Source organism: Paenibacillus sophorae (genome assembly GCF_018966525.1).
Classification (GTDB): Bacteria; Bacillota; Bacilli; order Paenibacillales; family Paenibacillaceae; genus Paenibacillus_AQ; species Paenibacillus_AQ sophorae.
The window spans coordinates 4,375,560-4,400,804 of the sequence record NZ_CP076607.1; the positions used below are offsets into that span (position 1 = coordinate 4,375,560).

The 25,245-nt window shown below is 34.3% G+C and carries 23 protein-coding genes; all 23 read left to right on the forward strand.

Features of this window, described 5'->3' with window-relative positions; all coding sequences use genetic code 11:
• Window positions 1-31 precede the first annotated feature (31 nt).
• The 23 genes from KP014_RS21190 (at window position 32) to KP014_RS21300 (ending at window position 25,197) form a co-directional block, all read left to right on the forward strand.
• Entirely contained in the window at window positions 32-175 is a 144-nt protein-coding gene (locus KP014_RS21190; protein WP_175491772.1) for a hypothetical protein, read from the forward strand.
• Window positions 176-364: 189 nt separating this feature from the next.
• Window positions 365-1,282 carry a hypothetical protein gene (locus KP014_RS21195; RefSeq protein ID WP_051499327.1) on the forward strand — a complete coding sequence of 306 codons (918 nt, stop codon included), beginning with the start codon at window positions 365-367 and terminating at the stop codon, window positions 1,280-1,282.
• Window positions 1,279-3,051 carry a terminase large subunit domain-containing protein gene (locus tag KP014_RS21200; protein ID WP_036588475.1) on the forward strand — a complete coding sequence of 591 codons (1,773 nt, stop codon included), beginning with the start codon at window positions 1,279-1,281 and terminating at the stop codon, window positions 3,049-3,051. The genes KP014_RS21195 and KP014_RS21200 overlap by 4 nt, the downstream gene beginning before the upstream one ends.
• 53 nt (window positions 3,052-3,104) lie before the next feature.
• Entirely contained in the window at window positions 3,105-4,643 is a 1,539-nt protein-coding gene (locus KP014_RS21205) for a hypothetical protein (RefSeq protein ID WP_036588478.1), read from the forward strand.
• 14 nt (window positions 4,644-4,657) lie between these two features.
• Window positions 4,658-6,127: a coiled-coil domain-containing protein gene (locus KP014_RS21210; protein WP_036588480.1), complete on the forward strand. Its 1,470-nt coding sequence runs from the start codon at window positions 4,658-4,660 to the stop codon at window positions 6,125-6,127.
• Between the two features lie 18 nt (window positions 6,128-6,145).
• The gene (locus KP014_RS21215; RefSeq protein ID WP_036588482.1) at window positions 6,146-6,673 is read left to right on the forward strand and encodes a hypothetical protein; all 528 of its coding nucleotides are present in this window, start codon (window positions 6,146-6,148) and stop codon (window positions 6,671-6,673) included.
• Window positions 6,674-6,705: 32 nt separating this feature from the next.
• Window positions 6,706-7,722: a hypothetical protein gene (locus KP014_RS21220; RefSeq protein ID WP_036588485.1), complete on the forward strand. Its 1,017-nt coding sequence runs from the start codon at window positions 6,706-6,708 to the stop codon at window positions 7,720-7,722.
• 69 nt (window positions 7,723-7,791) lie between these two features.
• The gene (locus tag KP014_RS21225) at window positions 7,792-8,259 is read left to right on the forward strand and encodes a hypothetical protein (protein WP_036588487.1); all 468 of its coding nucleotides are present in this window, start codon (window positions 7,792-7,794) and stop codon (window positions 8,257-8,259) included.
• 14 nt (window positions 8,260-8,273) lie between these two features.
• Window positions 8,274-8,669 carry a hypothetical protein gene (locus KP014_RS21230; protein WP_036588490.1) on the forward strand — a complete coding sequence of 132 codons (396 nt, stop codon included), beginning with the start codon at window positions 8,274-8,276 and terminating at the stop codon, window positions 8,667-8,669.
• 12 nt (window positions 8,670-8,681) lie between these two features.
• On the forward strand, window positions 8,682-9,875 hold the full coding sequence (locus tag KP014_RS21235; RefSeq protein WP_051499328.1) for an Ig-like domain-containing protein: 1,194 nt from the start codon (window positions 8,682-8,684) through the stop codon (window positions 9,873-9,875).
• A 12-nt stretch (window positions 9,876-9,887) separates the two neighbouring features.
• Window positions 9,888-10,400, forward strand: coding sequence for a hypothetical protein (locus tag KP014_RS21240; RefSeq protein ID WP_036588492.1), 513 nt, complete (start codon window positions 9,888-9,890; stop codon window positions 10,398-10,400).
• An 11-nt stretch (window positions 10,401-10,411) separates the two neighbouring features.
• Entirely contained in the window at window positions 10,412-10,885 is a 474-nt protein-coding gene (locus KP014_RS21245) for a hypothetical protein (RefSeq protein ID WP_036588494.1), read from the forward strand.
• Window positions 10,885-11,610, forward strand: a complete 726-nt coding sequence (locus tag KP014_RS21250; protein WP_036588496.1) for a hypothetical protein — start codon at window positions 10,885-10,887, stop codon at window positions 11,608-11,610. The genes KP014_RS21245 and KP014_RS21250 overlap by 1 nt, the downstream gene beginning before the upstream one ends.
• Before the next feature lie 16 nt (window positions 11,611-11,626).
• A complete protein-coding gene (locus KP014_RS21255; protein ID WP_036588498.1) occupies window positions 11,627-12,421 on the forward strand; it encodes a hypothetical protein in 795 nt (264 codons plus the stop codon).
• A gap of 73 nt (window positions 12,422-12,494) precedes the next feature.
• Window positions 12,495-13,226 carry a glycosyltransferase family 2 protein gene (locus KP014_RS21260; protein WP_036588501.1) on the forward strand — a complete coding sequence of 244 codons (732 nt, stop codon included), beginning with the start codon at window positions 12,495-12,497 and terminating at the stop codon, window positions 13,224-13,226.
• 17 nt (window positions 13,227-13,243) lie between these two features.
• Window positions 13,244-14,245, forward strand: coding sequence for a glycosyltransferase (locus tag KP014_RS21265; protein ID WP_036588503.1), 1,002 nt, complete (start codon window positions 13,244-13,246; stop codon window positions 14,243-14,245).
• A complete protein-coding gene (locus KP014_RS21270; protein ID WP_036588505.1) occupies window positions 14,242-15,213 on the forward strand; it encodes a CgeB family protein in 972 nt (323 codons plus the stop codon). The genes KP014_RS21265 and KP014_RS21270 overlap by 4 nt, the downstream gene beginning before the upstream one ends.
• Before the next feature lie 30 nt (window positions 15,214-15,243).
• Window positions 15,244-15,756, forward strand: coding sequence for a hypothetical protein (locus KP014_RS21275; protein WP_036588508.1), 513 nt, complete (start codon window positions 15,244-15,246; stop codon window positions 15,754-15,756).
• Window positions 15,743-16,228 carry a hypothetical protein gene (locus tag KP014_RS21280; protein ID WP_036588510.1) on the forward strand — a complete coding sequence of 162 codons (486 nt, stop codon included), beginning with the start codon at window positions 15,743-15,745 and terminating at the stop codon, window positions 16,226-16,228. The genes KP014_RS21275 and KP014_RS21280 overlap by 14 nt, the downstream gene beginning before the upstream one ends.
• A gap of 54 nt (window positions 16,229-16,282) precedes the next feature.
• Window positions 16,283-17,335: a tyrosine-type recombinase/integrase gene (locus KP014_RS21285; RefSeq protein WP_036588512.1), complete on the forward strand. Its 1,053-nt coding sequence runs from the start codon at window positions 16,283-16,285 to the stop codon at window positions 17,333-17,335.
• Window positions 17,325-17,573 carry a hypothetical protein gene (locus KP014_RS21290; RefSeq protein WP_036588515.1) on the forward strand — a complete coding sequence of 83 codons (249 nt, stop codon included), beginning with the start codon at window positions 17,325-17,327 and terminating at the stop codon, window positions 17,571-17,573. The genes KP014_RS21285 and KP014_RS21290 overlap by 11 nt, the downstream gene beginning before the upstream one ends.
• Window positions 17,574-17,657: 84 nt before the next feature.
• Window positions 17,658-18,074 (forward strand): hypothetical protein, encoded by a 417-nt coding sequence (locus KP014_RS21295; RefSeq protein WP_036588518.1) that lies wholly within the window; start codon window positions 17,658-17,660, stop codon window positions 18,072-18,074.
• 133 nt (window positions 18,075-18,207) lie between these two features.
• Complete coding sequence (locus tag KP014_RS21300) at window positions 18,208-25,197, forward strand: phage tail tape measure protein (protein ID WP_051499330.1); 6,990 nt, start codon at window positions 18,208-18,210, stop codon at window positions 25,195-25,197.
• Window positions 25,198-25,245: the final 48 nt, after the last annotated feature.

Sequence of the window (25,245 nt, forward strand, 5' to 3'; positions counted from 1 at the left end):
AATTAAAACAAAAAATGAACTCAAAGATATATTGAAAAAACTTTGGGAACATGCTTATACACATGGTTCAATAATGGAGCGTATTGATAGACTTCAAAGTGAAGTCGAAATGTTGCGATATGATTTAGGAGATATAGACTTTGAAATTGAATTTGTTGACGGTGAAGAAGATTAAGAAAATAAAAAGAACTTCTAAGGTGACTATTTATTCTAATCGCCTTTTTTCTTGTTTTTATTTTCATGGGGAGACTCTGCTGCAAGGGTCTTTAAACAGGTTACGACTCCCTCCTACCCCATGTATTTATTATCAAATAGGAGTTTTATCAAGAATTCAGGAAATGTTCTTCTATAAGAAGGTGAAATATTGGCTGTAAAAAAACAGGTAAATAAAACAGAAGACAACAAAATAAAGTGCCTAAATTGTGGAAAGTATAAAGCAGTAATATCATTTTATATGAATACCAACCATTTATTTTCTTCAGATAAATTTGAAGTATGTAAAGACTGCCTAAAGAATTCTATAGGCGCAAAGGATTCAGATGGTTATTTAGATCGAGTAATGCAAGTGTTGGCAACTATGGATAAACCTTTTCTTCAAAATATATGGGAATCAAGCAATGAGGATTGGTCTAAATATATTATCCAAATATCATCACTATCTCAACACAAAGGCAAAAAATTCTCAGATAGCATTATAAGACAATCGAATTCCATTAGTTATGAATACCTTGACCAGATCAACGAAGAATTTGAACTCACTCAAGAAGAAATTTCTCAGTTACAGTTGAAGTGGGGAAAAAAAGGATTTGATGTTGAGGACTACATATTTTTAGAAAATGAATATCATACATGGATTAATTCTTATGAATGTGATTCATATGCTATGGAAATGCTATTTCAGGAAATTTCTCACAAACGTTTAGAAATTAAAAAACTTAGAGAATCTGGAAAGTCTACAGACAAAGAAATGAAAACACTTCAAGACTTATTGGGATCATCAAATATCAAGCCTGTTCAGGAGACAGGTGCAAATGCAACAGAACAAGCTACATTTGGGACATTAATAAAAAAGTATGAAAATGAACGTCCAATTCCTGAACCTGATCCAGTATGGAAAGATGTAGATGGAATTAAAAAATACATACAGGTATGGTTTTTTGGTCATTTATGTAAAATGCTTGGGATTAACAATGACTACTCTCAAATGTATGAAGATGAGTTAAAGAAATACACTGTTGATACACCAGATTTCACCTCAGAAAATGAAGATGGTTCATTATGAGTGGGTATAAAAACTTTCAAGTGTCTCGAAATAAAGCTCACAAAGGTAACAATATCTTTAATAAAAGCAGAAATTTTAATAAAGGCCCAGATAAAAGTCAAAAATTAATGACTGGGATTGGAATATGGACAAGTTTTTATCGTTCAAACCCCCATCGCTTTGCAAAAGAGTATTTAGGTATTAGTCTTAAGTTATTTCAAGTAATTCTGATTTTTATGATGAATTACTCCAACTATTTTATGTATCTCGCCAGCCGCGGCCAAGGAAAAACGTTTTTAACTTCCATTTATTGTGTAATTCGTTGCATTTTATGGCCCGAAACTAAAATAGTTGTTGCATCAGGAAATATGAAGCAAGCTAGAGAAGTTATAGAGAAGATTGATGATTTAAAGAAAAATTCACCTAACCTATCAAGAGAAATAAGTGATTTGTCAACATCTTCTAATGACCCCAAGGTTGAATTTCATAATGGTAGTTGGATTAAGGTTGTTGCCTCTAACGACGGGGCGAGAAGTAAAAGAGCCAACTGTATTATCGTTGATGAGTTTCGAATGGTTGATCTAAACATTATTAATAAGGTACTCCGAAAGTTTCTAACCGCTCCACGCCAACCAAAATATTTAAATATCCCCGAATATGCTCATCTACAAGAAAGAAATAAAGAAATATATCTCTCCTCTGCGTGGTATCAATTTCATTGGTCTTGGACAAAACTTAAAGCTTTCGTAAAAGCAATGACAATTGGAAAAAACTATTTCATATGTGGCCTACCCTATCAATTAGCAATTAAGGAAAGTCTGCTAATGAAGGATCAGGTGCTAGATGAGATGTCAGAGGATGACTTCGATGAAGTGGGATTTTATATGGAGATGGGATGTTTATTCTTTGGTGAATCAGAAAAAGCATTCTATAAATTCGAAGATCTTGAAAAAAACAGAAGATTAGTTCAAGCTGTATACCCCAAGCCATACTATGGATTAATTAAAGACGCTTCATTTAAATATACTCCAAAAAAAGAAGGAGAAATTCGACTTCTATGTTGTGATATTGCAACAATGGAAGGTAAGGAAAACGATGCGTCTGCATATACAATGATCAGATTAATACCAAATTCAAAAGGTTTAGATCGCTATATCTCATATATGGAAAGTATGACTGGAGGACATACTGTTACTCAGGCTGTTAGAATAAGACAGTTATTCGATGATCTAGATTGCGACTATTTGGTTCTGGATACTCAAAGTGCTGGTATGGGTATTTTTGATAATTTAGTGATACCTCTATCTGATAGAGAAAGAGGTATTGAATACGAGCCTTGGACCTGTATTAACGACGATAGAATGGCAGAAAGATGTACTTATTCATCTGCTCCAAAGATAATATACAGTGTTAAGGCTGGTCAGCAGTTAAATAGCGAAGCGGCAATTGGACTAAGAGATAATTTAAAACGAGGAAAGGTTCGTTTATTAATTAACGACAAAGAAGCGCGAGATCATTTAAAAAGCCTTAAGGGCTACAGTTCTTTACCGATAGAAACGCAAGCGAGATTTGAAAACACGTTTATTCAAACAACTCTCTTAGTCAATGAGATGATTAACCTTGAAGGCGATAGGAATGATAATGGTACAGTAAAATTGAAGGAGCCTTCAGGTAAACGTAAGGATAGATATAGTTCTGTGTCATATGGAAACTATATTGCTTCACTTATTGAGCGCAAACTACAGTCAGTTGATGACTACGATGACGAAGATGAACTTGTATACTATTAATATAAATATTTTTGTTATAAATAATAACAATAAGTCTGGAGGTGATTTTATTTTTGGCAAATAACCAAATTAATACTAATACAAACGACCCAACTCTTGAACGAGAATTTAATACATATGAAGAATACCTATCTACTTTTGTTGAAGGTTTTATGTCTCAAATTTTCTCAAGTGGAATCATAGACGAAATTGACATCAAGAAACTTCAATCATACTTTGCAAATCCAGATAAGTATCAAAATGAGTTAGAAAAAATAGCTCAATACTTTTATATTGCTAGTGCTGAAGTGTTTCAATTGTTTGAATTAGTAAAAATACTTCCTACACTCAACCACAAGATTAATGTTTTTGATAAAAATAAAAATTATGAAAAGAATCTTTCAATTTGTAATAAATTTTTATATAAAATCAAACATAAAACTTTGACTAGAGATATTTTAATGCAAGAGATTACTGCGGGAACTCTAGTTGGTATGTGGTTGGGTGAAAAGAAAAGGTTCCACCCATATATTTTTGATGATTTAAAATACATCTTCCCCGCCTATCGTAAAAACGGTGATTGGATAGCAGTAATAGATTTGGAATGGTTCACATCTATGAAGGAAGATGAAAGAAAAATCCAATTTGAAAATTTAAAGCCATATGTAACTGAGGCAATGTATGAAAATTTCTTAACAGACAAAAGTAATACTGATCTAAAGTATATTGAATTGCCTCAAGAAAGAACATTTATTTTAAGAACTCATACAACTAAAAGAAATCAGCGTCTTGGTATTAACTGGTCTACAACTGGACTATTTGATTTGATTCATAAATCAAAACTTAAAAATATGGAAAAGTCGGTTGCTAATAAAATTATCAATGCTATTGCTGTTCTTACAATAGGGAGTTCAGATAATAATGGTGAAAATTCAAACTTAAAGCTCAAGCCAACAATTAAGAAAAAGATACATAACGGAGTTAAGGCGGCTCTTGAAAAAAATCAATCCAGTGGAGTAACGGTTGTATCTGTTCCTGACTATGCCAGTATTGATTTTCCAGATATGAAATCGGAGGCACTAGATCCTAAAAAGTTTGAATCTGTAAATAATGACATTCAGTCTTCTTATGGTCTATCGTCTGCTGTTTTGAATGGTGCCGGAGGAAACTTTGCTTCTGCAAAATTAAATCTAGAAACTATGTATAAACGAATCGCAGTATTACTTGAAGATATTGAACAAGAGGTTTATGGAAAACTATTTAATTTAATCTTGTCAAGTGCCGATTCAGATAATTACGTCATGGAATATGATAAGCAAATGCCTATATCTGGAGATAAAAGACTTGATGCTCTCTTTAAATTGCATTCAGAAGGTTTCGCTGTTAAGCATATTGTTGATTCTTTGGATGGTATTCAATTCGATGATTTCATCAACCAAAGTTTATACGAATCTGAAGTCATGAAATTAATAGAAAAGATTAAGCCATATCAAACAAGTTATACAACTAATAGTAATACAAATGGAAGAGATGCAATTGATGACTCTAGTCTAGAAAATGAAAACACCATAAAATCTAGAACGACTGACGCGAATAATACCCCAGAGTCCTAGAAAGGAGGTGAAAAATGAACAAAAAACAAGAATTAAATCTTAAACTCAATTCATTTGTAAAGACAGATGACCCCACATTACTAAAAGCAACTTATATTATTCTAGATTTTGATAAATCATGGAATAACTCCGTTGTTAGTAAAGAAGTTGCACTAGAATTAGGGGAAACAATTATCAACAAACCTCTTGTTGCTAGATACATTCCCGTTGAAGAACCAAACACTAACACGGACAACTTTACTGGACACGAGGCAAAAATAAGCACAAACAAGTATGGTGATAAAACAGTCATCACTGATACTGTTCCGATTGGAGTTTTTACTACAAAAGGATATCTTCTTACCGTTGAAGAAAATGGTGAAGATAAAGAAGTGTTGGCTGCTGATGCTGTACTGTGGCGCTCTCGTTTCAGCGATGCATGTGATTTGCTTTTAGAGTGGTATAACAGAGGGATAAATATAAATACAAGTTGTGAATTCTTATATTCTAATTTCTCCGTTCAAGATGGTGTTGAATATATTAATTCTCCCGTTTATTTTGAGGGGCATTGTCATCTTGCTGCCGAAGAACGTGGTGAACAAGGTGTTGTACTCCCTGCTTACGATTCTTCTAAATTGTTGAGTTTTAATGAGTTTAATATGTTTAATAAACTGATTGCAGAATCACTTTTGCAATCTAAAAATAATATTGATGAACTAGAAGGTGAAAAGGTGTTATTTAAAAAAGTATTCGAATTGTCGCATAGCGATATTAGAAGTAAGATTTATCAAGTTCTTGACCCCACTCTTCCAGATGGCACTTATTCATATATCATTGACACCTATGACAATCATTTTGTTGTAGAACTAGATGATGCAGATGGATACAAATACTATGATTTTGCCTATTCTAAAACCGAAGATGATCAAGTTGTAATTGATTTTGATTCTAAAGCGGAAGTAGTGGAAAAACGCGAATGGGTAAAACTGGATACAACTGTTGCCCTACAAACTCAACTGAATGAGTCTAAAAATACTATTAAAGATTTAGAAATTAAACTTTCGGAAGCTAATGGTTCAATTAAGGCTCTTACAACCGAGAAAACATCTTTGAATGAAGCTAATACTTCTTTTAGTAATGAGATTACCACTCTCCGTGCTGAGGTTGAAACTTTAAAACCATATAAAGAAAATTATGAAGCAGAAGAACTAAATAAATCAATTAATGAAATGTCTAGTTTTTACTCTGCAAAATTCAGTGCTGTGTCTGCTATTGAAAAATTTGAGTCTGAAGAAGTTCAGAATCTTATTAAGAATTCTGTTTATGATAGCGAAGTTGGCACAGAAGCAAAATTCAAGCTCAATAATATGCTTGTAGAATTAATGCAAGTAGAAACTGAAACACCAAAACCATCTGTTGCGACTCCTGTACCAATCAGAGAGTTTTCAAGTCGTATGGAAAATCTGATTCCTGCGTCGAATGATTTTGATAGTAAATATAAATAATTTGGAGGTATTTTATAAATGGCAACTCAACGTTTTAATGCATTAACCCAACAAGGAACTCATCATGTAGGAACTCTTTCCAGTTGGAAAGTCAAAGATATCGCTAATGGTGCGATTGTTACTTCAACCCCAGTAGACAACTATACTATCGTAGAGCTAGATTTTGATGTTGACGGTAATCGGACATGTAAACAACTTTCTGCCGTAACTAAAAAGCAGTATCTCATTGCTGCTGTAGAGCGCCGTTATCTAGGTGAGTCTCTTTCTGAGTTCTATAATGCCGTAGGAGAACCTGCGCGAATTGTTGTTCTTGAGCAAGGGCTTAGATTTGAAACTTCTGCCTTTACGCTGAATACTGGAGTGACTGATGTGGTCAAAGGGCTTGTTGCTCACTTTGATCCAGCTAGTAAAACATATATCTTGTCTACTGTTGGTGCCCCTCACGCTGATTATGCAAATGCATCTACAAAATTTATTGTTGCGGCTGACGATGAGGATACGGCCCTCAACCTGGGAAAAGAAACTATTAGACTGGAAGTACAATAATTAAGTACATATCATTAGGAGGAAAATAATAAATGCTATACGACGATCAAAAAATTAAAGGGCTTTTTAGCCGAGTACTTGATACAAAAAATACATCTAACGATGACGCAGAAGATATCAAAGCCTACTGTTCTAAAGTTTTTGGTGATGGTTCTAAAACACCCGACCCTTCTATGCTACATCAATTTAACAATCTGATTGTTGAAGAAGCCGATAAAATTGTTAAACCAAAAGCAACAAAAGTGCTCGATCTGTTGGCTGCGTTTGTCCCTCGCAATCGTGGAGATATTTATCAGTACAATATTTCGAAAGAACATAAAGCAAAAGTTGTTTGGGCCGCACTTGGAACTGGAGTAGACCTTATTCGCGTTGACGGTAAGAAGTCCAAAGTGGCTACACCAGCAAGCTTCCAAACTGGTTTTTCTTATGAGCCACTTGACTTGGTAAATGACTCCATTGAAAACTTCCGTAAGTTGGTTGACGATGTTGGAGAAGCAAAGATTCGTCTATACATGCAGCAAGTTAGCAAACTCATGCAAGCAGCTATTTCTGCTGGAGATATTCCTGCCGCCAATGTGAAGACTGGTTCAAACCTTGGGCTTGCAGATTACAACAAAGTAGCTTCTACTCTACAAAGATATGGTGGTCGTCCGGTATTTGTGGCCGATACTCTTCTTATCGATTATTTTGCTCAACAAGCTACGGGTGCAGGATATAAAGATCTTCTCACTGACGATCTTCGTACAGAACTGCGCACCGCTCTCAATCCGACATCCATCGGTCGAACCACTGCTGTTAATCTTGTTAATCCTTTCACGGACGAAACAAACAGCAAAGTTGAAATTCCTGTTAATGAAGGGTATATGATGGCTGGAGCAGTTAATCAGAAGCCATTCATTATTGTTGAATATGGTGGTATGAGACAATACACCGAGCAAGATCCTAGTGACGAAAGAATTAAACTAAAAATCACTCAAGAGGCAGCCATCGAATTGCTCTATGGCGAAGCTATTGGTTACATCAAAGAAGATGCGGCAGTAAATCTATAGTTTAAAATTAACTTAGGTAGGAGATAAAATAACTATCTCCTACCTATCAAACTAATAAGGGGAGTCAGTATGGAAAAAATTATTAAAGTGGCGAGATATAGAAATACTCCATATGTCTTTAATTTTATTGGCAATGGCGGAACCAAAAGATATGAGTGGTCGGGTAGTAAGGGGAATAAATTTGATACAAAACAATTGCCCGAGGAAGCAGTTGATTGGCTTATGATGAATAGCGAATGTTTTAGAAAAGGCGAGCTTGTTATTATCGAAGATAGTGAAGAATCCAAGGAAATTATCGAAAATTTGGGTGGAGATTTAGATGAATATAAAAGTAATATCCACACAAAAGAAGAAATCTTAAAGATTCTTCAAGGTAATTATATGAAGATGCAAAAAGAACTTTTTGAAATTACGGTAGCCTCTGAGAAGAAATTTGTTATTGATATTGCCAAAGAAATTGGAGATGACCTATCTGGCGGTAAACTAAAATTTTTAGCTGAATGGATGGATATCCCGCAAGACGTTTTGTTCGGTTAATTGTAGGTGATTAAGTGACAACATATGATGAGTTATATGAATCCTTTTTGTCAAAATGCAAAGTTGATGATATTGACCTTCCATCCGATAATTCAAAGATATATACATTTATCAAAAGTTCAATTAGTGACTACAACAACAGATTGAGAGACAACATCGTCTGTAACGATGATACTGAGTCTATTGACAGAGCATTGAATGATGATGAACTTTTATTAATCACAAAATATATGAGATGGAACTTACTTAAAAACCAACTTACATACTTTGCTAGTGTATGGCAACCATTTAGTAAAGATTTAGGTTTGAAAAATTATCAATCGCAAATCAAAGCTCTTGAAGGTTTGGTAAATAACGAAAAAAATGAAATAGAACAAGTAATCATTAACACTATCGATGACTTTATGTGAGCAGGTGTTAAGATGAAAAATTATTCTAATTATCATGGAAAAAAAATAGACAAGTTAAGAGATAATGCTCAAAGACTCATTCAATCATCTATAATGGACAGCTTAGATTCCCAAGACGTACTCGTTAATGGTGAAAATAAGCGACTAATAATAAATGATAAGTATTCTGCTTCTCAACAACTAAAATATATGATAGGTGAAACTATTGATTCACTTTATTATGGTGATGTTGTTGAACTACAGAATGGTGAAAATTGGATAATATGCAGTTATGAAACTGAAAATCAATTCTATAAAAAATGGATAGCTACTTTGTGCAACTTCAATTTAAAATGGATAGATGAAAATGGCATAATTCAATCTTATCTATCTGTACTAACAAGCACTAGATCGAGTAATGGTATTGAAGAAGATAATATTATGACACTTCCTATTGGACGTAGACATGTCATTGTTCAGTTGAATGAGCATACCAAAAAGCTAGACAGAGGAAGACGATTTATCATTGGCGGAGAAGCTTTCAAGGTTGTAGATATTGATCATATGAGTGTTAAAGGTCTCGTTAATCTAAGCTTACAATCGTCTGGAGACTTAAATCCCGCAAAGGATAATCTAGAATTAGAAATTGCAGATTATTATGGCAATGTTGCTAATTATAAGATTGAAATTCTTAATGGTTATTTTTCAACAATAAGTGAAGATCAGTCTTTGCAACTAAATGTTGCCGTGACTAATAATAACATTCCTATCCTCTCCCCTACCCTATTTTATACTTCAAGCGATGAGTCTATTGCGGAAGTGAATCCCCAAGGGGTTATTGTTCCCAAGACAAATGGCACAGTCACCATTAGAGCAAGTTTTAAAGATGTGTCTTCTGAGATTGAGATTAGCGTAACTGAATCAACTGCTTATAGTTATACTTGTGAAATTATCGGAAGCAGCGAAATTAAAATTGGAAGAACTCAAACCTATACTGCAAAGTTTTATCGTAATGGGGTTGAATATCCTGATGAAAGTAGATTTTCATTAAGTGCTGATGATGGTGTGTCTGATACAAATTTCGCTACAATTTCAACTCAAGATAATTCTGCTCATATATGCTCGATTCTTGCAGGAGATAATATTGGTTATTTCTGGTTGCATGTAAAAAACCAAAATGGACTCTCTGAGTCAAAAATAAGAATTAAAATTAAACCGTTATATTAAGGAGCGTGAAACATGAGTTCAGCAATTGTTCGCTTCGGTGAGCTTAAAGTTGATTCATTTGTACAAGGAGTCGTAAATAATTGGCTAGTTTATAGTCCTCTCCCCTACTCTAAGCAACATTCAAGCGGACTAGATGGAGACATTGTTATTAGTGCTACTCCAACGGTAGAGATTATTGATGCAGATTTGGATGTTGCTATTGATCCGCAATATGCTTATGCGTATTCCATTGCAACAGATAATAAATTGAAGATTGTATTCGATAAAGTGAAACACCCTGATAAGGGCAGCGCACTTGAAGCGCTGAAATGTATTAGTGTTTCATATGAATTGGGACATCTTACTCCTAATGGTGGGCTATATATTGCCATCTTTAGAAATTCTCTAGGAGAAGAAATTCATCGTACAACACCTATGTCGTTGACTCAATGTACAACTGTCATTTCAACATTTAATGATACCAGACAAGTTGATACAGGTGGCTATTTGAAGTGTGAGGTAGTACCAGACTTCGTTGTTAGTTGAGGTGATTATGATTGTCATTTCTCAAAGAGATAACTGAATACAAAAAAACTGTCATTAAAAGGCTAATCAATGATAATGGCTTGTGCAAGGCAATATTCTATAACGACGAGGATTTTCTTGATCGTGAGGATGTAATTCATACTGATGATTTAATTTATAACAATGTCTACCCTCATCGTTTTATCCCCGAGGTAACTTCCACAGCTAAAACATACATTACTGTCTCCTGTACAGATTATAGGCCATCTGGAAACAGTTTTAAAAACGGCATGTTGAATATTTATATGTTCACACATCGCGACTTATTTAAGACAGACTATGGATATACTCGTATGGATTATGTGATGACTAAAGTTGAAGAATTGATAAATGGTGAAAGAGGAATTGGAGTTGGCGAATTAGGATTCGGTGGTCTGAATGAATACATAGTTAATGAAAAGTTTCAAGGATATGTTCTTACCTACAGACTAGTGGATTTTAATTGATGGTTGAAGCAGTTGAAGGCATTGAAGACATTGAACTAAAACTCTTGCTCGGTCAGCCTGTTTTCATTAATAATATCTATATCTTTTCTCCTTTGTTAAAAGATGTGATAGAAAATGGATACACAGCCTACAATCAAGCCCTCTCCTCTCTTCTGTTTGATAAAAATAAATTCCCTGAGTTGAAAAATTTAGAGCAATCTAATTTAGACTTCATAATCTATTTTTTTGAAAAAGATATTAGATTCAGGGAATCATTTAAACTTGGTTCAAAACTGATGTTTAAAGAGGATGTTTTTGTAGATATCATTGATGATTACCCATCTCTTCGTATAGGGGAACATCAAATTTCAGATGAGACAATCGAATCAATTCAGAAAATAGTGAAGTTTGCAAATAAAGTTCCTGATAAGAGCGAGGAAGAATTTAACCCCGCAAACTCCAAGGCTGAAGAGTTTATTAAAAAGATTATGGGTGATAGAGCAAAGAAACCTCAGAAGAAACCTATCAATAATTTACATAGTCTTATATCTGGTTTAGCTTGGAAATCACATAATATATCCATTTTAGATATGGAAAAATTAACAATATATCAATTTTATGATGGATATTTCAGATTAGAAAATATCGATCACTACAACAACATAATGATGGGAATATATTCTGGCAATATTGATTCAACAAAAATAAAAATCCAAGAAAATACTTGGACTAAAATAATTAGATAATGGAGGAAGTTAATAAATGGCAGTAACAAATCGGTGGGCAATTCGTGATGTCGCAACGGCATCATTTTTTGATCAAGTTACAAAAAAACTGAGAGCACGGCTTGACAGTCTAAAGCAATCTGGCTTAGAAAATAGCGCTGACGTAGTATACAGTAACGGAGGAAGCGGCAACCCTAAATTAGTGGGATTTTCTGGAAATAAAGCAGCGAGATTCACTCTTCAAGATGCTTTGTTTACAAATGAGCTTATCGCTATGCTGCTTGGTACAGAAGTTATTACGGCAGCTACTCCTGTCACTACAAATGATATTTTGACAGTAAGTGCAGGAAGTGTAAATCTCGAACACACTCCTTCATCAACTGGCGCACTTGTTAGTGTAAGCAAATATCTTCCTGATGGCACTATTGGAGAAGGTTTTGATTATAATTCTTCCGCTCCATCTACTGGTGAATATGGTGTTGCTAACAAAACAGTAACTTTTGCTACTGGTGATGTTGTAGATGGCGAGAAAGTTATTGTTTATTACAAAACAATGGCTGGTTCTGATACTAAGCAAATCAAGGCACAAACCGATAAATTTGCTGGTAGTTTTGAACTTGTTCTTGATGTTCTTGTTCGTGATGTGCTTACTAAGAAGGATTATGCGGCACAAATCACTATTCCATCAGCTAAGATTGAAGATAACTGGAGTATGGCTATGGCCCCTGATGGCGATCCTGCTGTTCAAGATATTGCAATGGAAGCTCTCGCAGTACCTGGTTCTAAAGATCTATATACAATGTACATTTTTGATGAAGACGACTTTGTTTAATCAACGACATGGCATATATGCGGTTGGGCACTAATATGCCTAACCGCATTTTTATTTTAAAAGGGAGAATACAATGAATGAATTACCAACAATCACACTCGCAGCACCCATTCAAAACAGAGATTTTGTTTTAAATCAGTACCTCGATCATATCTATAAGATTGATTACCCCAAAAATAGGTTAGAATTACTCTTTGTCCTCAACAATTCGTCTGATCATAGTGAAGAAATATTAAGAATATTCAAGAAAAAACATAATGATGAATATAAATGTATTACTATTGACACCTACAATCGAGACGTTCCACAAGATACTCGAAAAACAAGTATAAGAAATGAGTACATCTATCAACATTTGAGTATATTAAAAAATTACATTATGTTTAAAGTAAAGACCGAAAAACTTATGTTTATTGATTCTGATATTTTAGTCCCTGATAGTGTAATTAATAATCTACTTAAATCTAAAAAAAATATAGTTTCGGGACTAATATATAATGGCTATTTAGTTGACCCAGAACAACCTTATAAGTATCCAAACGTGATGAGATTAAATGAGCATAATTGCTATGAACATATTTCAAATAGTTATATACGAAATGCTCCACAACTTAAAGAACAACAATTAATAAAAGTTGACTTAACAGGTGCAGTATTCATGCTTGATAAACAAGTATATAAGAAAATTAAATTTGGGTATCATCCTCAAGGGGAAGATGCCTATTTTTGTGCAATGGCACAGAGAAATGGTTTTGAAATTTGGTGTGACGTTGGCACATTTTGCACTCATGTAATGGAAAAATAAAAATTAGGGAGTTAACTATGAAACAAAAAACCATATTATATCCATGTACTTTGGATTATTCATTTCTCTTCCAGCGTCCTCAACAAATAATGAGACAGTTTGCGCGTAACGGGTATAGGGTAATCTTCTGCAATAATACTCAGACAAATGAACCGCCAGAAGAAGTTGAACCGAATCTTTTTGTGTATCATAATTGGCAAGATGTAATTAATAAGATCAAGTACAAACAACTAAAAATTGATATTTATTATTATACTTGGGCAAAATCAGCACAGTTTATTGATGATGTCAAAGCGAAGTTGAATATCTATGACAGCGTAGACAGCTTCCCTAGTTGGTATGAATATGAAGATAACGCGGTTAGTAGTGCCAATATTGTGCTAACATCCAGTCAATTTCTATATGAACTTAGAAGCAAGAATCATAACAACGTACATCTTGTTAGAAATGCGTGTCCAGAATCATACATCAACAAAAAATCAATTATTCCAGAAGAATATAAACACATAGATAAACCTATTGTTTTGTTTTCTGGCGCAATAGGATCATGGGTATCTACACATCTGCTAAAAAAAGTTGCTGATAAGTATGCTGTTGTACTAGTTGGGAAAGAATTCGGGAAGAGTTGTCCTTCCAACGTCATTAATCTAGGGACAAGGGATCACGAAGAACTGTACAATTATTATGCTCATGCCGATGTATGCCTCCTACCATTCGATACAACTCAAGAAGTTACGCAAGCAGCATGTGCCATTAAACTATTCGAACATATGGCTGCTGGAAAAATTACTGTTGCTACTGATTGGAATGAAACGAATATCTATCCTGACTCTGTATTTACAGGAAAAACAGATGAAGAATTTTTGGAGCAAGTAGATCGAGCTATTCAATTAAGCAGTTCGGATTATCATAAAAATAAGTCATTGGAATATGCAAAGCAGAACACTTGGGAAAGTAGATTTAATGATATTGCAGAAATCATTGAGAATTATTATTCCAAGGAAGGTGTTTTTGTTTGAGTGAGAAACTAAAAATACTTTTTACAAATAATGCTCCTTTAATTAAGCATGGTATTGCTCAGGGTTTTAAGAATTTGGGATATGATATTTTTATTATGGATAAAAACTATCAATTATGGGACAAAAGCAAAGAACGACAAGTTGAAATATTTAAACGGGCTGTCGAAGAATTTCACCCGTCAATTGTGTTTTCAGAATGCTTCGCTAATTTTGCAGAAGGTATATTTGAACACACTAAAGAAAAAGGTATATTTCATGTGTTTTTTTCAATAGAAGATACTCCTTACGATCACTGGATAGGTGATTATTGGTCTGATTATGCAGATCATATTTTCACCACCACTGCTGAATGTCTCCCCAACTATTGGAACAAAGGTAGGCAAGCAGAGTTGATGTTATTTGGCTGCAACCCTTCTTTTCACAAGTCAGTAAAAACAGATATTACTAAAGATATTGTTTTGGTCGCCAATAACTATGAACGTAGATTTCAGCAAACAAAGGATTATATTATTCCTTTGGTGGAGCAAAATTATAACATCGAGATTTATGGAAATGAATGGTGGACTGATTCATCAAAGGAAGTCAATCTATGTAATTCTAATGCTTACAAGGGGTATATGGCTTATGAAAATCTTCCCCTCCTCTACTCATCATCAAAAATTGCATTAGGACAAAACTTAGATGGAAATTCAGTTACACAATCCTCTATGCGCATGGCGGAAGTTATGGGAATTGGGGGAGCTTTGCTTGTTTCTCCATATACAAAAAGTCAGGAATTTCTATTCAACGATCATATTTATCTTCCTAAAACTGGACAAGAAATGATTGACATGGTTGATGAGATATTGAGCATGACAGACAAGCAAAGACAGTTGAAGGCAAAAAAAGCACAAAAATATGTTTACAAATATCACAACTATGATATTAGGGCTAAACAAGTAATTGATGCTTATTATGGTTTGAAATAAAAAAATGATTTAATGGGAGTGAATCGTTTAATGGCAAAAAAACTTACTGCGGCAACAATGAATAAAATGATTAAAGAATTGGATAAGAAAAAGAAAATTTATATCCTTGATGATCATGAAGTCAATATTGACATCACCTTTAAAGATTCTTCAATTAATAGTATCATTGTTGACTATTTAACTATTTTTGAAAAAGTTCAGAAAAAAGAAACCGATGTGACTGAAGATGAACTATTAAAAGCAATGGATGGAGTTTTAGGTGCTCTTCTTCTCCGTGAGTTTTCAGATGTCCCACTTATTCCAAAAGACATTAGTGATATCAGAAAAATAATTAACATTACTAACGCTTTGCTTAACACAAAAATCATGGAAAATATTCTACCTCAATTTGATCCAAAAGAAATCGAGCGAGTAAAAGAGAAGATCGAATTGGCAAGTAAGAATATTGGACAATTTATGGGTGAGTATGCCGTTAAAATGGCGATTGATGAAAATAAACTTAGCGATAATAAAGAAGAAGTTGAGACTGATGCCACAGTTTAATAACTTAAGTGAACTAGAGAAGTATCTTAACACTGGTAAAGGACAACAAACTGTATTTGGTCAAAGAGATGTTCGTAAAGCACTAAATGAAGCTGCTAAATTACTTGAGAAAATAATGCATGAAGAACTTGAAGCTTATTATGCTTCTTATACTCCAGTTGATGGCGGTTATGAACGTACATATGGATTATTAAATTCACTCCGCATATCCCCCATTACTCAAGTTGGAAATGAATTGCATATTAATGTTTATTTTGATCGTGAAAGTGCTACTCATCCATCTATTTTTGGCGGTGAGGACGGATACGTAGCAAAGTTGATCAATGATGGTTGGAGTTGGTCAAACACTTCAGTTAATATCTATCACCTTTCTCATTATGAAGGGTTTCATTTCGTAGAAAAGGCGTTGCAGCGCTTCTCTTCTGAAAACAAGTGGGGATTCAGAATCAGTAAGAATAATGTTGCTAAGTAAATATTGTAAAAGAGTTATTTTATAAGAAAATCAATAAATAGAAAGTGTGGTTTGATGGCTTCCAAAATTACAAAAGTTAAATATTTCACACCTGAAAAGAAGGCACTTATCTCTCCTGCAAACAAAAAATTATATGAGAAATACCTTAACAGCAGCATTATTAAAAACAGAGATGTTAAGGAAACTACATATAAAACATATGAAAATTACTTTACTCAATTCCTAGTCTTTCTTGCTGAAAAGTACGACAATATTGGATTATATAGCGAAGAATTCTTTGAAGATGCGGTAGAGATTATGGAATCTTTTATTTCTTTTTGTCAGGAGACTTTAAAGAATAATAAGAAAGTAATCAATACGAAAATTTCATCTGTTAGTACTTTCTATCTCTGGAGCATGAAGAGAAAATTAGTTGATAGGCATCCATTCGATAAACAGTTGGAACGAATGAAAGGTGCGAGTGAAGAAAAGATCATAAACTCTTATTTCCTTAATGATGAGGAAGTAGAAATTATTAAATATGGACTTAATGAAGAAGGCAGCAGATTTGACATTCAAGATAAAATTATATGGGAAGTAATGCTTGAATCTGCCAACCGAATCGGAGCTATCTCCAAACTGACTCTCTCCTCACTTGATATTGAAAATATGATTTTCACTGATATCCGCGAAAAACGTGGATATAAAGTTGAAGTTGTGTTTGGTGAAGAAGGGCGAGATCTAATCAAGCAATGGCTTGAGATGCGAAAAGAAATGGATAATTTAGCTGTAGATTCCCTATTTATCACAAAATACAGAAACGAGTATAAACCAATGGATAAGGGAACAATTCAAGAACGAATTAAGAAAATCGGAGCAATAATTGGCCTTGATGACTTTCACGCCCACTGTATTCGTAAGACACAACTAAACTCTGTTTACGAGAAAACCGGGGATTTGTCATTGGCAGCGGAACTTGCTAACCACAAAAGCATTGAAACTACTAGGCAATCGTACATTAAACCTCAATCTAAAGCCGAAGTTCGAGATAAAATTAATAAAATGAAAGAAAAAATGAAAAGAGAAAAGGAAATAGCTGAGAAAAAGGAGTCAAATAATGAAAGTTAAAATCAGCGGCATTGAAGTTGAAGGTACGCCAGAGGAAATTGCAAAGTTAAAAGAATTGCTTGCTGAATTGACTGTCGACAAATTTCCTGAGTGGGATTATGTAAGTCCATATACTTACCCTGTCTCTCCCATTATTCCAACCCCACTCTATACAAATCCAATTTGGTGTGGAGGATATAGTTCTAGCGCAAATACTCAACATAGTAAGAAAGATTTAAGTATCCAAACATGGAACTAAATCAATTTGATAAAACTATCCTTTCATCATAAAAATACATATTAAAACCCCTTTATTATCAAGGGTTTAAGGGAGTCAAAATAAATGAAAATTAAAAAATATGAACTTGAACCGTTTATCACTTACCTTCACTCTCTCAAACTTGATCGTGCAGATAGCCGTTTGAGAACTCGTTTCAAAAAAATTCTGCTTGATAAGTATCAACAATTTACAGAAGAGTTGGAAGAAATCAATCAAAACTACGCTATTAAAAATGAACAAGGCGAAGTTGTTGTTCAAGATAATAAACTAACTTTTGAAAATAACGATGAACGACTAAAAGAAATCCATGACTTGAGCATAGAAGTTATCATTATTGAACAAAATGAAGAGAATAAAAAGATGCTCCTATCAGTTAAAGAGTCCGTTCTTTATCGCGGACCAGAAAAATTCGAAGAAAAAGATGCAGATATTTATGATTGCTTGGCAGAAATTGTAGAGCAAATTAATTATGAAAATTAATATTTGTAGTTAAATAGTCAACATCTATTTTAGGTGTTGATTCTTTTGATTATGAATATTAATACATATGCAAAAGTAAGAAGCGACTAATTGGGTTCGCTTCTTTTTTATTATAAAAAGGAGTGAATTTTAAATGGCAAATGAACTGGGAATATTATTGACAGCAAGCCTTAATCAAGGTGCAAGTGTCAAATCCGTCAACGAGAGTATCAAAGCATTAAGCTCTCATCCTTCTCTACAAAAGTTAAATGTAAAAATAAATGTTGACCAATCATTTGTAAAATCAATTAGTTCATTTATTGATGCAACAAAAAAGCTCAACAGTAATCTCGAAGCACAAAATAGAGTTGTTAAAGAAACTATTACTGAGTTTAAAAATCTTGATGGTTCCATAACTAAGACTACTCAACAGATTCTTGCAAATGGCGAACTTATTGAGAAATCAAGGACTAAACATGATGCCAACAAGAAAGCAATAAATGAAGAATCTAAGGCTTACGACGAACAGAGAAAAACACTATCACAGTTAGAAGCAGAAATGAATGGATACATTAAAGCTTCTGAAAAAGTAAATCGTAATAAAGCTGGACAAATAAATAGCATTACCAATACATATAAAAATGCTGATACTGGCAAAACAGTAACGGTCAATACCGATTCTGAAGGAAATGTTAACAATTATTCTAAGGTATCGAATTATTTAAAAGCTGAACAAGATGCTCTGAAGGCCGAACAAGAAATAAATAGGCAGCGGGAGCAAATAGCCAAAGAAGAATACAACACTAGGAAGGCTTTGGCTGATAAAAATTTAAGAGAAGAAGAACAAAGAAATAAAGAATTTATTGCTGCACTTAAAGAGAGATATAGCCAAGAACAAGCAATATTAAAAAATCAAGAAGAAATGGAGAAAATCCATTATCTCGCTCTTCAACAAAATCAAAAACGCGAAGAACAATATGCTAAATCTGTTGCAGACACTCAGCAAAAAATTAATGACGCTAGAAATAAATATGGCAATAATAATCATGTAGTTTCCAGTCTTAATGAACTTGAGAGTAAATTAAAATCAATCAGTAATATCGGTGATTTTAAGTCTCCCCTCTCCTCCCTTAATAATGATTTAAAGAGAACAATAAGCCACTTAGATGAAGGATCTCATCATTCGCGATCATTTGGTGATTCACTTAAACATGCATTCAGTAATATTGCGCTATATGGCGGACTCGGTTCTGTATTAATGGGAGTTCAACAATTTTTCAAAGAAGGCATCTCTTACGTTAATGAATTAAATAAGTCTCTGACCGAATTATCTATTGTTTACATGCAAGGACAAGATGAAGTAGAAAAATACGCAGAGAAATTTCATGAATTAGGCATGCAGATGAGCATCACAAGTTCAGAGCTTGCTAAGGGGGCTGTTGAATTTGCGAGACAGGGTTTATCCCAAGAAGAGACATTCTCTAGAATGGAAACAGCAGTTAAGTATGCCAAGATCAGTAATTTAGATTTTACTACAAGTGCAAAAATCCTAACTGCTACTGTCAACAGTATGGGGATTAGTATTGAAAGGGCAAGCGATGTATTTTCTTATTTGGGCGATGCTACAGCGACAGATGCTTCAGAAGTTGGAGAGGCATTTCAACGTGTAGGAGGTACTGCGGGTGCAATTGGTGTTGAATTTGAAAAAGTTGCTTCATGGATTGCGACCATTTCTTCAAATACAAGAGAGTCGGCTTCTACTATTGGTAATAGCGTAAAATCTATCCTTGCGAGAATGGAGTCTCTCAGAGAAAAGGGCTTCGACGAAGAAGATGGAACTAAAGTCAACGATGTGGCAAAAGCCTTAGCGACAATCGGAGTAAAATTAATAGATACCCAAGGTAATTTCAGAGATTTTGGTACTGTTATGGATGAGATTGGGGCAAAATGGTCCACTCTATCAAATAGACAGCAGGCGTATATTTCAACCGCAACAGCAGGAAGCTATCAGAGTGCGCGGTTCCTTTCACTTATGAGTGACTACCAGCAATCTATGGACTTGTATAGGGGCGCTTTAGATAGTGCTGGTACATCAACAGAAAAATTTGGTTTATATCAACAAGGTACCGAAGCCCATATCGATAAAATGAAGACTGCTCTTGAAGGTTTATGGTCTAGTATGTTTAAGTCTGATGGTATCAGAAGTGTCGTAGATATGTTGACTGGGCTTTTTACTGTTTTAGATAGGGTAACAAAAACATTTGGTGGATTGCAAACAATTATGGGTACAGCAACAATTGCATTTTTGTTGTTTAACCGTAATATTCCAAATGTTGCATTAGGAGTAATGGGAATTAATTTAAAAGCTGTAGCCCTGTCAATGAAAATCTTTACAGGATCTACGATAGCAGCAAGAGCAGCCGTTATTGGCCTTCAAGCTGCCATGAGTCTTGGTCTTACTGTTGCAATTATGGGAGTCACTACACTAATATCAAAACTTGTTTCTGCTAACCAGAAAGCAAAAGAAGAGCAAGAAGCACTTGCTGCTCAACAAAAAACAATTGCAACTAATTGGTCTGAACAGAAAGGTAGTATCATTGGCTTAATTGCCGAATATCAGAATCTTAACGAAGTAACTAAGGGCGGTACAGTATTTTCAGACACCGAACAAGAGCAAAAATATAGAGATCTTATCGACCAAATTAGTGGCCTTATGCCCAACCTCGTCGCAAGTATTGATGACAAGGGCGAAAAACATCTAAAGAATGCTGATGCAATCAAGCAAGAACTTGACTATACCGAAAAGTTAACCAAAGCACAGCAAGAACAAACTGTAATCGATGCAGGTAAAAATTTCGACAAACAGATCGACGAAATCGAAGATTACAATAAGCAAATCAAAAACTTGCAAGCTAAGATGGCTTTGGGTGGTTCGTATATAACGGATGGTATGGGTGGGGCAACATTCTTGCCGTTTACAGATTCAGAACTAAATAAATTTAAGATTCAATTATTAACTTTACAAAGTAAAGTGGCATCCAGCAGTAGTGTCATGCGAGATGACTTAGGAAGTATTACAAAGAACATCTTGACCATAAATGGAACTAAAATTGACGACAATGTATCAAAACAGATTGAACAAATCACTAAGTCATTAAGTTTGAATGGATTGACAGGAGAAGATTTAAAGAATAAGGCTCATGATATAAGTAAATTTGTCAGCGATTTAAATGCGCTTAAGGGAGTTTCGGCTGACACAACAAATTATCAAGCACTTATTGCCGAGATATCACTAATTGGTAAATCGCTGGGTATGACAGATTTCGATATACAAAAATTCATCGACAGCCTTAAAGAATCTAATAATGCTCTCACTACCATAACATCTCATACTGATGAAGTAAAATCTGCTCTGAACGACCTTTCAAAATCATTTAAGGATACTTCTGATACAGTAAGTCCATTGAATTCAGCTATTCAGAAACTACGACAAGGGAAAAGTTTGACTGCTGATGAAATAGCTAACCTAATTGAAAAAGTTGATGGATTCTCTTCTGCTGTTACAACAGAGAATGGAGTTCTAAAAGTCAATCTTAAAGCCGTGACTGCCCTTAGAGATAAATCAGTTCAAAGTTTTGAAGATATGATCAAGTCTAAAGAGGCACAGATTAAATCTTTAAGAGATCAGACTAATTCAGAACTCGAACAATATGGTATACAAATTGAAGGAATTAAAAGTGTAGCAGAAGCATTGCAAGCATTGGCTCAAAAAAAGACCGAAGTTTCCCAAGACATGTCTGCCATCTTGCATGATCCTGAAGGCAATGACGAATCTGGTCAAGCATATAAAAACAGCCTACAGGAGCAGCAAGCAAATATGGCAGCAACAGAGGAATCGCTGAAGGCCATTGGTGATGCACAAAATACAATCAACGAACTAAGAGGAACAGGAACTACAATTCTCAATCATGTTGGAGAATCAACAGATGATGCCAACGACTCTAATAATAAACTTACCGACTCCTACTCTGACACTGTTGAGGTTCTTACTGATCTTCAAAAAGCTTTAATATCCATTCAGAAATTGCAAGACGAAGAAGAAAATAAGCGCAACAGAATGAGAAGAAGTTCTAAGGAATATCAAGAGTCACTAAAAAAGACTCTCGATCTTAGAAAGCAAGAACTTGCTCTACTTGAAAAAGGCGCAAAAGACCCTTCTCAACTTGTTTCAACTAAAATAACAACTACTACAAAAACAACTGGCAGCGATAACTCTTCCTCTTCTTATTCTGGAAACAATTCAAGCACTGGCGATTATTCTGACATCATTAATAAGAATGCTTCCGCGAACAAAGTCGATGCCAATCTGATTAAAGCTATCATAGCTCAAGAAAGTAGTTTTAATCCTAATTCCACTTCACATTCTGGTGCCAAAGGGCTTATGCAGCTTATGGATGGTACGGCTAGAGGTTTGGGTGTAACCAATAGTTATGACCCAGAACAGAATGTTGCTGGAGGAACCAAATATTTTGCTGGCCTACTGAAAAAATATAATGGTGATGCAGAACTTGCATTAATGGCTTACAACGGTGGTCCCGGAAGAATTGATAAATGGTTAAAGTCTGGAAAGTCCATCTCCCTACCTAAAGAAACAAAAGAGTATGCTTCCAAGGTTCTCAGTTATTATAACTCTTATTCTGGAACGTCATCTTCGACCTCTGATAATAATGGAGTCGCTAAAACTACTGTTAAGACTGGTGATACATCCACCACTGTTAAAACCGATGGCCCAACCGCAAAAGAAATTAAAGACGCTGCTGAAAAAAATGCACAGGATATTCTTAAGGCTCAAAACGATGTAAATAGTGCGCAAATTGATATTTTAGAAGAAATTAAATATATAGCCGATAATGACGTTGAAGAACAAGAACGTCTAATTGCTGCCTCTCAAAAGAGACAGGAGAAACTAGATCCTACAGGTGCTGAGTTTAAAAAAGAAAATGATGTACAAGTTAATATTCAGTCTAAAATTCAAAATATAAGAAATCAAGAATCCTTAAATTTACAAAAAAAGCTAAAAGAGTACGGCATTGAATCTGATGAATATGACAAGTTAATTAAACAGTTACAAACAGAACGTGTTGACATTCAGTCAGATAAGTATAAAAAGCTTGTTGAGAATATTAATATTGGTATTGATGCAACCAAAGAAGGCATATCTAATTTAGATAACTTAATCACTCAATCTCAAAATAAAATGGCTCAATATGCTCAAGGTACTCCTGAATATAATAAAGAGTTAAATTATCAAATTGAACTGAAGAAGAAACAAAAAAAAGAAAATGACGATCTCATCTCTTCTCTTGATAGTTTGATTAAGAGTGAAAATCTTGATGCTGCTACAAAAAAGAATCTAAAGGCAATTCTAGATGAATTGAATCTTAAAGATTATACGGCAGACATTAAAGACCTGAACGCTCAATTGATTGCCTCTAAATCGATTCCTCTTGAGAACAAACTTTCCGATTTGAATTATCAGTTAGAATTGTCACAAGCAAAAATGAAGGGCTATATTGAAGGTTCTAAAGAGTACAATCAGGAGATCAAAAATCAGATTTCGATTCAAAATGAAAAAATTGCGGTTACTAAAGAATTGATTGCATATGAGGAAACGCAATCTAAAAATGAAGAATTAACTGCTGAAGCACGAGAAGAGCATAAGAAAAGAGTTCAAGAATTAACTTTAAGTCTCTACGATTACTCTGACGCAATTAAATCTTTACGTGAAGATTATGCTGATAAGATTATTGATGAATTAAAAAAAGTAATCGAACAAGAAAGAGATTTGAAACTTGAAGCAATTGATGATCAAATTAAGGCAGAAGATGAACGTCACAATGCTCGTGTTAAAAATATTGAAGATGAACAAAAGCAGTTCGAAGATTATATCAATGCTCAACAAAAATCTTTAAGCAGACAAGATGCTTCCGATGATTATGAAGGTGACTTACAGAAAAAGTTAGAAGAAAGACAGAAGATTATTTCGCGGCTAGGTGTTTTATCGACTGATAATTCTATGAGTGCAAAAGCAAAACGCACAGATCTAAACGAACAGCTTGCATCAATTGATGAAGAAATAGGGAAGTTTAAATTAGATCGTGAACGAACTGTTCGCGACGAAAGTCTTCAAGACCAATTGGATGATCGTTCAGAATACACAGATAAAATCAAAGAGATTGAAGATGATTTAACTGATACCGTTAAAAAGAATCTTGATAAACAAAAAGAAGCAATTGAGCAGGAATATGACGACAGATTGAATAATGAGAAGTATTTCTATGATCTAAAACAGAGATTGCTAAGTGATGATTCTGCAATATCAAAAGCGGCGATTGCTGAAATACAAACTGCATATGGAATTTACTTTACTACTTTGCAAAATCATGCATTTGAGACGACTCAAGCATTCAATAACCTCAATGATGCATTAATAAAAATGCAAAATAATTTATCTGGGTTCCCAACAAGTGATTATTCGGGTATTTCTTCTGTCAGTCCCCCTCCGACGACTCCTGGTGGTAATTCATCTAATTCACCAACGCCTAATTCAAAAGATACTTCAGCAGCACGTTCAGCGTGGCAAGCATATCTATCCAATAAGCAACAAGCAGAACTTATTCGCAAAGATATGGAAAAGAGTAAGAAAGATAAGGCTAAATATACTAAGTTAGAGAATGATTTTAATGCTCTTAAGGGTAAAAATGATGTAATCCGTAGTCAATATACTTGGTTTCCTGAAGGTAGTTATGATGAGTTAAAAAATAAGGATATATTTTCTGCTGAAACTGGCGGCATGACTCCAGGTTGGGGTTCTGGAGGCAAATTGCTTTTAGCTCATGAAAAAGAGTTAATTCTTAATAAATTTGATACCTCAAACCTTTTGAAAATTGTTGATGTAGCAAGAAACATAATTACACAAACAAGAAATGGATTAAATAATATATCTTTTACACCTTCTGTGGCAGGAGCAACGAACAATACTAGCACAATTGGAGATATTTACATCTATGCAAATAACAAAGACGATGCGGAATCCATCTCTGATAAGGTTGTTAAAAAATTGCAAAAGTTTAAAAAATTCTGAGAGGGGCCACTCCCCTCTTTTTTATGTTAAGAGGTGATCCACATACTA